10 protein-coding genes are annotated in these 10036 nt (G+C 72.0%); 5 read left to right on the forward strand and 5 right to left on the reverse strand.

What is annotated here, in order from left to right:
• The 4 genes from ACFXB5_RS50100 to ACFXB5_RS50115 form a co-directional block, all read left to right on the forward strand.
• Nucleotides 1-507 (forward strand): transposase (locus ACFXB5_RS50100; protein WP_385221880.1); only part of this gene is annotated, 507 nt, incomplete at its 5' end.
• A 15-nt stretch (nt 508-522) separates the two neighbouring features.
• Entirely contained in the window at nt 523-1416 is an 894-nt protein-coding gene (locus ACFXB5_RS50105) for an NAD(P)H-binding protein (protein WP_385221883.1), read from the forward strand.
• A 21-nt stretch (nt 1417-1437) separates the two neighbouring features.
• Entirely contained in the window at nt 1438-1803 is a 366-nt protein-coding gene (locus ACFXB5_RS50110; protein WP_385221886.1) for a darcynin family protein, read from the forward strand.
• Nucleotides 1804-1891: 88 nt separating this feature from the next.
• Nucleotides 1892-2446 (forward strand): NUDIX hydrolase, encoded by a 555-nt coding sequence (locus ACFXB5_RS50115; protein WP_385221888.1) that lies wholly within the window; start codon nt 1892-1894, stop codon nt 2444-2446.
• A gap of 39 nt (nt 2447-2485) precedes the next feature.
• Here the strand turns inward: ACFXB5_RS50115 and ACFXB5_RS50120 are convergent, their stop codons facing one another.
• From ACFXB5_RS50120 to ACFXB5_RS50130, 3 genes are all read right to left on the reverse strand, one after another.
• Nucleotides 2486-2929 carry a nuclear transport factor 2 family protein gene (locus tag ACFXB5_RS50120; RefSeq protein WP_385221891.1) on the reverse strand — a complete coding sequence of 148 codons (444 nt, stop codon included), beginning with the start codon at nt 2927-2929 and terminating at the stop codon, nt 2486-2488.
• Nucleotides 2930-3028: 99 nt separating this feature from the next.
• Nucleotides 3029-3787, reverse strand: coding sequence for a sulfite exporter TauE/SafE family protein (locus ACFXB5_RS50125; RefSeq protein WP_385221894.1), 759 nt, complete (start codon nt 3785-3787; stop codon nt 3029-3031).
• Between the two features lie 136 nt (nt 3788-3923).
• Nucleotides 3924-4673, reverse strand: coding sequence for a DUF4232 domain-containing protein (locus tag ACFXB5_RS50130; RefSeq protein WP_385221897.1), 750 nt, complete (start codon nt 4671-4673; stop codon nt 3924-3926).
• Nucleotides 4674-4987: 314 nt separating this feature from the next.
• Between ACFXB5_RS50130 and ACFXB5_RS50135 the strand changes: the two genes are divergently transcribed.
• Nucleotides 4988-7327 (forward strand): protein kinase, encoded by a 2340-nt coding sequence (locus ACFXB5_RS50135; RefSeq protein WP_385221900.1) that lies wholly within the window; start codon nt 4988-4990, stop codon nt 7325-7327.
• 90 nt (nt 7328-7417) lie between these two features.
• Here the strand turns inward: ACFXB5_RS50135 and ACFXB5_RS50140 are convergent, their stop codons facing one another.
• Both ACFXB5_RS50140 and ACFXB5_RS50145 read right to left on the reverse strand, forming a co-directional pair.
• Complete coding sequence (locus ACFXB5_RS50140) at nt 7418-8437, reverse strand: hemolysin family protein (RefSeq protein WP_385221903.1); 1020 nt, start codon at nt 8435-8437, stop codon at nt 7418-7420.
• A complete protein-coding gene (locus ACFXB5_RS50145; RefSeq protein ID WP_385221906.1) occupies nt 8434-9810 on the reverse strand; it encodes a hemolysin family protein in 1377 nt (458 codons plus the stop codon). Before ACFXB5_RS50145 ends, ACFXB5_RS50140 begins: the two co-directional genes overlap by 4 nt.
• Nucleotides 9811-10036: the final 226 nt, after the last annotated feature.

The raw sequence follows: 10036 nt of genomic DNA on the forward strand, positions 1-10036 counted from the left end.
GCCGTCGACGAGGTCCGTCGTCGCGTCCAGCAACAGATCCATGGCCACCGGGGCAGGAAGGGCGACCTGCTCTACGGCATCCGCACCATCTTGCGTTGCGGGGTCGAGAAACTCACCGACCGACAACGAGCGCGACTCGACCTCGCGATCGCCGCTGACGAACGCCACGACGAGGTTCTCGTCGCCTGGCTCTGCGCCCAGCAACTGCGAGCCGCCTACCAGGCCGGCAGTCCCGCCGAGGGACGCAAGATCGCCGAGAAGGTCCTCGCTACCTTCCCGACGTGCCCGATCAAGGAGATCAAGCGACTCGGCAAGACGCTGCAGCAATGGCGCGAAGCCTTCCTCGCCTACTTCGACACCGGCCGCGCCAACAACGGCGGCACAGAGGCCATCAACGGACTCATCGAACTCCAACGCCGCATCGCACGAGGCTTCCGCAACCGCGATCACTACCGACTACGCATGCTGCTCATCGGAGGCGGACTCACCAGCCCCCACCTGAAGTAGGAAGAGCCGGTTTTGTTGATCGTCATCACTGCTCCCACCGGGAACATCGGCCGTCACCTGCTCTCCCGGCTCCTGGAGTCCGCTCCCGCCGCGGGTGAGGAACTGCGCGTGATCGTGCGCGATCCCGCCCGGCTTCCGGACGCGGCGCGCGGCCGCGTCGAGGTGGTCACCGGATCGCACGCGGAAGCCGGTGTCCTCGACCGGGCCTTCGAGGGTGCGGACGCCGTCTTCTGGCTCGTCCCCCCAGACGCCTCCCTGACCCCGTACGACACGTACAGCGGTTTCACCCTCCCCGCCGTCAAGGCGCTCGCCGCCCACGGCGTCGGCCATGTCGTCGGCGTCTCCGCGCTCGGCCGCGGCACTCCGCTCGCCGGCCGAGCCGGCCTCGTCACCGCCTCCCTCGCCATGGACGACCTCATCGCGGGCACCGGCGTCGCCTACCGGGCGCTGGCCTGCCCGTCCTTCTTCGAGAACCTCCTGGAGGAAGCCGACTCGATCCGCGAGAAGGGCGTCTTCACCGACTCCGTCAACGCCGACCGCAAGGCCCCCATGGTCGCTGTCGCCGACATCGCGGCCACCGCCGCCGGCCTGCTGCTGAACCGCTCGTGGACCGGCACCGACAGCGTCCCGGTCCTCGGGCCGCGGGACCTGTCCCCCAACGACCTGGCCCGCATCATGACCGAACAGCTCGGCCGCCCCGTCCGCTACGAACGCCAGCCGCTCGACGAGCTGTCCACCACCCTCGTCGGCCACGGCCTCAACGAGGCATTCGTCCAGGGCATCGTCGACATGAAGCGGGCCAAGGACGAGGGCCTCGACGCCGGCATCGCCCGCACCGCGGACACCACCTCCCCCACCGGTTTCGAGCAGTGGTGCGCCCAGACCCTCAAGCCCGCCGTCCTCGTCTGAAGTTCCTTAGGAGCCAAGTTGATGCCCGCCGAGAAGTCCGAACCGCCGGTCACGGCGTTCATGCTGGTCAAGACCACACCCGAGTGGCTCGCGCTGACCGTCCAGGAACGCGTGGACGCCTTCACCACCCAGGTCCTGCCGGCCATCGAGGCCAAGACCACCGGAGTCCGGTCACGCTTCTACGACACGGAGTTCTACTCCGCGCGCGTCACCGACGTCTGGGTGTGGGAAGCCGAAGACCACCACGCCTACCAGCGCCTCATCGACGCACTGCGCGAAACCCCGTTCTGGGACCGCTACTTCGAGGTCGTCGACCTTCTCGTCGGCACCGAGAACGGCTACGCGCGAACCTACGGTCTCGAACCCGTCGCCACCATCACCACCTGACGGCTGTCCGGGGAGGAGTGGTCCTGCCGCGTCTCGGCTCTTCGAAAACCCCGCGCCGTGGGCGGGCTCGCGTCGTTAGGATCCGCGCATGGCCACAGCCGATCACACAGTCCTCCATGTCCTTACGGGCTACCGGCCGAAGACCACCGCGGAATGCGCCGACGTCAAACGGGTGCGCGGCGTCGTCGAGGGGGGCGGGCCCTGGGACCGGACGAGTCCCCTCCACATCACCGCCTCCGCCCTGATCGTGCACCCCGACAGCGGCCGTGTGCTGCTGCGTTGGCACCAGCGCCACCAGTCGTGGCTGCTGGTGGGCGGGCATGGCGACCCGGGTGAGTACGACCCGCTCGCCATCGCGCTGCGGGAGGGGCGGGAGGAGACGGGGCTGCCCGATCTGGCCCCGTGGCCGGACGCCGAAGTGCGGCATCTGGTGATCGTCCCGGTCCCCGCGAACAGCCGGGAGCCGGCGCATGAGCACGCCGATGTGCGCTTCGTGCTGGCCACCAGCGCTCCCGAGGCGGTACGGCCGGAGAACCCGGACGCGCCGCTGCGCTGGCTGACACCGGACGAGGCGCGGATGGCGATCACGGAGGCGAACATCCTGGACACCCTGTCCCGGGTGGAGCCCCTGCTGGCACGCTGATCGCTCAACAGCCCGGCGTCACGTCTGATCCATACCTGCTCACGCCTGCGGCGTGCTGAAGGCCTGGGCGACCGCGAGGCTGTCCTCGTAGACGTGATGCCGGGCGACAAGGCCGCCCTCGAACGTGAGATGCAGGGCGAACCGCGCACGATAGGCGCGCCCGGTGGACCGGGCGGTCTGGCGGATCTCGCCCAGCACGACCGCGTCGTCGCCATCGACGAGAATCCGCTCGACCTCGGTGGCCGCCTCCCCGGGCACATGGTGCCGGGCCAGCTCCCGGAAGTGGTCCGCCACGGCCGCACGGGTGGACCGATGCCGGATCCACGGGGTGGCGGCGCGTCCGTGCTCGCCCTCCGGCCAGTCCAGCTTCCAGTCGCTGCGCTCGGCATACAGCCCGGCGATCCGCTCGGGGTCCCCCTCACCGATGCGGCGCAGCAGTTCCTCCACCAGGGCGCGGGTGGTCATGGGCGCGGCCAAGGACATGATGATCCCTCCGATCGGAAACCTTGCGGGGAGCGATCACCATGCTGCCCAGCGCAGCGGTTCGGTGCGATTACGTCCCAGGTAATGACGTCGGCGGGGTCAGCGCCAGAGGGAGATGGCCAACCCCAGTCCGCCCAGGGCTATGGCGATTCGGAGGGGGGTTTCGGGGAGGTGGCGGACGGCCAGGGGGCCCAGGCGGCTGCCCAGGAGGGCGCCCAGGCCCAGGGTGGCGGCGGCGGGCCAGTTGACGGGGGCGACGGCTACGTAGGCGACTGCCGCCGTTACGTTGGCCGCGCCGGTGGCGATGTTCTTGACGGCGTTGGTGACCGGGAAGGGTTCCGCGGCCGTCAGGGAGAGTACGGCCAGCATCAGGACGCCCGAGGCCGCGCCGAAGTAGCCGCCGTAGAGGCCGACCAGCAGGACCGCGCAGGCCAGCGGGAGGGTGGGGCGGGCGGTGTGGGCGAGGGGGCGTGAGCGGGCGGCCACGAGCCGGCGGAGCGGGTCGCGGACCAGGATCAGTACCGAGCCGAGGGCGATCAGCCACGGTACGACGGCCTCGAAGGCGGAGGACGGGGTGCCCAGCAGCAGGGCGGCCCCGACCGCGCCGCCCAGTGCCGCGATGGCGGCGAGCCGGAGGAGGCGGTCGCGCTGGCCGCGGAGTTCGGTGCGGGATCCGGCCGCGGTGCCGACGGTGTTGGAGAACAGCGCCACCGTGTTGGTCACATTCGCGGCCACCGGCGGCAGTCCTACCGCCAGCAGCGCCGGATAGCTGAACAGCGAGGCCAGCCCCGCGATCGAACCGGCGAGCCCGGAGGCCACACCGGCCGACACCAGCAGCGCCGCGGAGCCGATGCCCATCCGTTCCCCACCCCTGTGCCTGTGCCCTGTGCGCCGCGTCGGCGGCGCCGCTTCATCCTCCAGGGAGGACTGTCTTCTATGCAAGACAGTGTTCATGTAGATGAACGCCGTGACACAGGGGTGCTTGCGCGTGGTGTTACCAGGTCAGGGCGGTCTGCGCGTCCGTCTGCCAGTACGTGACCTTCGCCGCGCTGTCGACGTAGACCGAGCCGCCGGGCAGTTCGACCGGCTTGGGGTCCTCGCTGCCGTCGATGAAGACCTCGAGCGAGTCGACCTTGCCGCCCTCGGCGCCCGAGCCGTCCGCCGCGGAGGTGGTGATGCCCGCGTAGGCGCTCTCGCCCGGGGCGAGCATGACCACGGCCTGCGGCTTGCTGTCCTCGTTCACCGGGGTGGCGGCCTGCGCGTTGGCGCCGAACTTCAAGCCCGGGTAGCCGACCAGCTTGCAGTCCACGCCGGCCTTGTTGGTCGCCTTGAGCAGCATGTGGTTGATGGGGCTCTTGACGTTCTGGACGGTGATGGCCGTCTTGTTGATGTCGCAGTCGCCGACCGGCTCGGCCTCGGAGCCGCCCCCGGACTTCTGGGCCTGGGACTTGGCGTCCTTGACGCCCGCGGCGCCCTCCTTGTCGCCCTTGTCGGCCTGGCTCCCGTTGCCGGCCTGGCTCCCCGTGTCGGCCTGGTTCTCCTTGCCGGCCTCGGCCTTGCCCGCGCCCTGTTCGTCCGTGGAGGACGCGGGGGCGGTGGCCGACGAGTTCGCCTTGTCCGCGTTGTCGGAGCCTCCGTCTCCGCCCCCGCCGCACGCCGCGGTCAGGCTCAGGGCGGCAGCGGCCACGATGGAGGCGGCGATCGTACGGACGGTGCGGCCGCGGCGGTAAGCGGTGACGTTCATGGCGGACTCCCCCAATGGGTCGGCGGTCCGGCCGGTGTTCCGCACCGGCCCTCGGTATGGCTATGAGCTTTCCGTGGTCCGCTGCCGTATCACTGCCGTCCCGACACCGTTCCGCTAACGCGCCGCTAACGGAACTTCCCCGTCCAGACCGGCCAGTTCACCCTCGTGCGTCACCCTGGCGCACATCACCGTTCCGCCACGTACGGGACGGCATGGTCCGCCGGGGCACCGGCCGACCTAATGTAGGTCTTCGACAGGGCCGTTCGAGACGCGGAAAAAACAGCGTGGGAGAGGCGCGGGAGAGGGGATCGGCGATGCCGCTGGCCACCGGGGATCCGGAATCCATAGGCGGCTACGCCCTGCTCGACCGGCTCGGGGCGGGCGGCATGGGCGTCGTGTACCTCGGGCGTGCGGCCTCGGGGCGGCAGGTCGCGATCAAGCTGGTCCATGAGCAGTACGCGCAGGACGAGGAGTTCCGCACCCGCTTCCAGCAGGAGGTCGCGGCGGCGCGCCGGGTGAGCGGGGCCTTCACCGCCCCCGTCGTGGACGCCGATCCGGAGGCCGACCGGCCGTGGATGGCCACCCTGTACGTACCGGGGCAGACCCTCTCCGAGGTCGTACGGAGGAACGGCCCCTTGAGCGGGCGGGAGTTGCGGACGCTCGGCCTCGGGCTGGTCGAGGCGCTGCGCGACATCCACCGGGCCGGGGTGGTGCACCGGGACCTGAAGCCCGCCAACATCCTGATGGCCGAGGACGGTCCGCGCGTCATCGACTTCGGCATCTCCCGCGCCGTCGACAGCCAGACGCTCACCGTCACCATCGGACGGGTGCTCGGCACCCCGCCGTTCATGTCGCCGGAGCAGCTGCGCAGTCCGCGCGGCGTCACGGGGGCGTCGGACGTCTTCTCGCTGGGCTCACTGCTGGTGTACGCGGCGCGGGGCAGCAGCCCGTTCGAGTCGGACAGCCCCTATCTGTCGGGCTACCAGGTGATGTACGAGCATCCGACACTGGAAGGGGTCCCGGAACCGCTGCGGCCCATCGCCGAGCGCTGTCTGGCCAAGGAGCCGGAGGCCCGGCCGGAGCTGGACGAGCTGCATCGCATGCTGCGCGAGCTGTCGGACTTCCCGGCGGCTTCCCCGTCGGCGGCCGATGGCTCCGTAACGGTCGACGGGCATGGGGCGGTCGACAGCCCCGGGGCGGCCCACGGCCCCGCAACGCCCCACGGCCCGGCAACGCCCCACGGCCCCGCAACGCCCGCCTTTGGCCCTCCTCCCGCCTCCCCGGCCCCGGCCCCGGCCCCGGTCCCCGCCCCGACCCACGACCCCCAGCCCCCCGCGTCCCGGCGGACCGTACCGAAGCGAGGCGCCCGGCGGCGGCTCGTCGTCAGCACCGCCGGGGTGGCCCTGGCCGTCACCGGGCTGATCGTCGCCGTGGCGGTCTTCGCCCCGGGCAGGACGGACTCGTCGGGCGACGACGCGTCCGCCACCGCCGACGCCGCGCACTCCCAGCAGCCCGCCTCGCTCCCCAAGGGCTGGCAGCCGTGGCGGACGGATCTGCGGGTCGGGACCGAGGGGCCGCCCCTCGTCTACGACGAGCCCGGATGTGTCCCGGAGGACGGCCGGTCCCTGTACTGCGGCGGCAGCGGGTTCACGGTCGCCAGGGTCGACGCCGGCACCGGCCGCGTCCAGTGGCGGTGGGGCACCCGCCCCCAGCTGGCGCGGCCCATCGGGGTGCGGGACGGAATCGTCTACACCTACCGGGAGGCGGAGGGGGACGGCGAGCGGTTTGTGGTGGCCCTGGACGCCGCCACCAAGAAGCAGCGGTGGGAGCGGAGCATCAGCGGCTCCGCCTCGGTGCGCGTCTTCCCCGGCGGGGTGCTGACGCTGTCGGCGGATGACCGGGAGCTCGTCGCCTACGGGCCATCGGGTGCGCGGCTGTGGCAGTCGCCCGCGCTCGAGGGGAGGTTCTGCGAGCCGACGGTGCTGGGCGGCGCACCGTACGGTCTGTGCGCGCCCAGCGGCTCCAACGGCCTGGCCGCCGAGGGCCCGTACGACCTGCTGCGGCTCGGCCCCTCCGACGGCACGCAGCGCACACTCACCACCCTCCCGGCGAAGACGCTGACCCTGGGCGCGGTCCAGGGCAAGCCGCTGTTCCTGATCCCGCAGACCGCGAAGGAGGTCTACGACTCGGGGTACGAGCGCCCGTACAAGGCCATGGCGCGGGTGGATCCGCGCACCGGTGAGATCACGCGCATCCCGCTGAAGCGCCCCGTGCTCGGCAGGCCGACCCTGCTGCACGGCACCGTCTACTTCGTCCGTCCCAACGGAACGGTCACCGCGGTGGCGGCGGACAGCGGCCGGGAGCTGTGGCAGCGGGCGACGGAAACGGAGAGCCTGTCCGAGCCGGTGCTGTCCCGGCGGTACGGGCAGCTGTACTTCGCCAACCGCTTCGGCCGTCTGCTGGCGCTGGCCGTGGACGACGGCAAGGAGGCGTGGCGCACGGCCGCGCTGAACGACCCCGGGACCGCGGCGCAGGACGCGGAGCCGAGGGTCGTGCTCGTCAAGGACGCGATCGTGGCGACGGCCGGAGACACGGCGTTCTCCGTACGGCCGGACCGTCCGTCGGTTCATCCGTCGGCCCGGCCGTCGTCCTGAGCGGCACGGTTACATCCCTGTCGATCCCTGTCGGCCCGGCCGTCGCCCTGAGCGGCGCCGTGTGACACCCCCGGCTACGCCGCTGCGCCGCTACGCCGGGGTGGCCGGGCCCACGAGTTCGTCCAGGACGTCCGTCATCGTGACGAAGCCCAGGACCGCGCCGGTGTCGGCCGTCACGGCGGCCAGGTGGGCGCCGGTGGCCCGCATGGTGGTGAGGGTGTCGTCCAGCGGGGTGTCGGCGCGCACGCGGGGGACGGTGTGGACGGCGGTGCGGGGGAAGGGGCGGTCCCGGTCGGCGATGCCGAGGGTGTCCTTGATGTGCAGATAGCCCAGGATGGCGCCGCCGGGTCCGGTGACCGGGAGGCGGGAGCAGCCGGAGGCGGCCGCCGTGCGTTCCAGTCGGTCGGGGGTGACGCGGTGGTCGACGGTGACCATCTCGTCGAGGGGGACGAGGATGTCGCCGACCCGCCGGGTGCCCAGTTCCAGGGCGTCGCGCAGCCGCTCGCCGCCGGACTTGTCCAGCAGCCCGGCTTCGCTGGAGTCCCGTACCAGCCGGATGAGTTCGTCGTCGGTGAAGACCGACTCGACCTCGTCCTTGGGCTCGACCTTCAGCAGCCGCAGCAGCGCGTTGGCGAAGGCGTTGACGCCGAAGACCACGGGCCGCAGGAGGCGGGTGAGGGCCACCAGCGGCGGGCCGAGGAGGAGCGCGGTGCGCTCGGGCGCGGCGAGGGCGATGTTCTTGGGGACCATCTCGCCGACGAGCATGTGGAGATACGTGGCCACCGTGAGCGCGATGACGAACGCGATCGGATGCACCAGGGCCTGCGGGACGTGAACGGCGTCGAAGCCGGGCTCCAGCAGATGGGCGATGGCCGGTTCGGCGACCGCGCCCAGCACCAGGGAGGAGATGGTGATGCCGAGCTGGGCGGTGGCCATCAGCGCGGACAGGTGCTCCAGCGCCCACAGCACACCGCGCGCCCGCTTCTCCCCCGCCTGGGCGCGCGGTTCGATCTGGCTGCGGCGCACGGAGATCAGGGCGAATTCGGCGCCGACGAAGAAGGCGTTGGTGAGGAGGGTGAGGGCACCGATGGTGAGTTGGACGACGGTCATCGGGCGGCCTCGGGATACTCAGTGGTCTGGACGGCCTTGGTGGCCTTGGTGGCCTTGGTGGCCTCGGTGGCCTCGGTGGCCTCGGCGGCCTTCGTGATCCGTACCCGGTCGGCGCGGTGGTGGTCCACCTTCAGGACCGTGAGCTGCCAGCCGTCGTCCGTCTCGAGGGTGTCCCCGGCCGCCGGGATCCGCCCCAGGGCCGTGGCCAGCAGGCCCGCCACGGTTTCGTACGGGCCCTCGGGGGCGGTCAGGCCGATGCCGGTGAGCTCGTCCAGCCGTACGCCGCCGTCCGTCTCCCAGGCGCCGGGGCCGAGGGGCACCAGGCCGGGGGTCTCGTCGGTGTCGTGTTCGTCGCGGACGTCACCGACGATCTCCTCGACGATGTCCTCCAGGGTGGCGATGCCCGCGGTGCCCCCGTACTCGTCGATGACGACGGCCATGGTGTGCGCACGGCGCAGCCGGACCAGCAGCCGGTCCACCGGGAGGCTGTCGGGCACCAGGAGCGGGGGCGTGGCCAGGTCGGTGACGGGGGTGGTGGCGCGGCGGGCGGCGTCCAGGGCGAGGACGTCGCGGATGTGCACGGTGCCCACCACCTCGTCCAGGGTGTCGCGGTAGACGGGGAAGCGGGACCGCCCGGTGGCCAGGGTGAGATTGGCCGCGTCGGCGGCGGTGGCGTGGGCCTCCAGCGCCTGGACGTCCACGCGCGGGGTCATCACGTTCTCGGCGGTGAGCTCGCCCAGGTGGAGCGTACGGACGAACAGCTCGGCCGCGTCCTGCTCCAGCGCGCCCGCGGCGGCCGAGTGGCGGGCCAGCGCGACCAGCTCATCCGGCGTACGGGCCGAGGCCAGCTCCTCGGCGGGCTCCAGACCCATGCGGCGCACCAGGCGGTTGGCCGTGTTGTTGAGGTGGTGGATCAGCGGGGCGAAGGCGGCGGTGAAGGCGCGCTGCGGGGAGGCGACCGCCTTGGCCACGTGCAGGGGCCGGGAGATGGCCCAGTTCTTGGGCACCAGCTCCCCGGCGACCATCAGCACCACCGTGGAGACGGCCACGCCCAGCACCACGGCGGTCGTCGACGCCGCGCCCTCGGGCAGGCCGATCGCGGTGAGCGGGGTTTCGAGGAGGACGGCCAGCGAGGGCTCGGCGAGCATGCCGATCACCAGGGAGGTGACGGTGATGCCCAGCTGGGCCCCGGAAAGCTGGAACGTCAGCCGGCGCACCGCCGTGAGCGCGCTGTCGGCCCCGCGCTCACCGGCCTCGGCGGCGCGCTCCAGGGCGCCACGCTCGACGGTGGTGAGGGAGAACTCGGCGGCCACGAAGAGGGCGCAGGCGAGGGTGAGGGCCAGCCCGAGGAGAAGCAGCAGGATCTCGGTCACCGTGCCACTCCCGTCTGCCCGATAAGGGGGGCTCCGCTGAGGTGCGGGCGGGGCGTGGCACGGGTGGTACTGGGAGGTTCGCCCATTGCGGGTCCGGTGCTCCTTACGTCGCTGGGAGAGTGCTGGGAGGGCGCTAGGCGTGTCCGACGAGTCTTGACGCCTGCGGCGGGCTGTGCCCCCTCCCCGCCCCTTCCCACAACTGGGGCTCCGCCCCAGGCCCCCGGGG

Source organism: Streptomyces sp. NPDC059455 (genome assembly GCF_042750115.1).
GTDB classification, from domain to species: Bacteria; Actinomycetota; Actinomycetes; order Streptomycetales; family Streptomycetaceae; genus Streptomyces; species Streptomyces endocoffeicus.